General features: G+C 56.6%; 1 protein-coding gene. It reads left to right on the top strand.

Annotated features, from left to right (window positions below; all coding sequences use genetic code 11):
* On the top strand, nt 1-181 hold a 181-nt coding region (locus AC0IYH_RS30215), incomplete at its 5' end, for a hypothetical protein (RefSeq protein WP_471837808.1).
* Between the last annotated feature and the right edge of the window lie 158 nt (nt 182-339).

A 339-nucleotide genomic window follows, 5' to 3' on the forward strand; every position in this document is an offset into this window, starting at 1 on the left:
GTCGAAGTCAGTCATCCGAGAGTCGGTCTGCGTGTGGAAAAAGAAGCGTGGCATGATGATCCTCTGGCAGCGCTCGTGCGAGAGGATGACGCCTCGGTCCCAGGCGCTGAACGTCTGCCAGGATTGCCAAAGGAACGATCCAATTTCCGGAATGATCCGCCGTGACGTTGCCATGATCTGACAGAGGGGTGACCTGCCTCTGCGGATGAGCCGACAACCAGGGCTATGAGGCGACAGCCTGAATTACCCGGCTCCGACCTTATTCAAGATTGATCATTCCGCCGTGACGATACGACGGACGATGGACCGTTTGCTCTCACGTGTATCGGTATCCTGAAC

It is taken from the genome of Pseudomonas sp. AC463 (assembly GCF_979253585.1).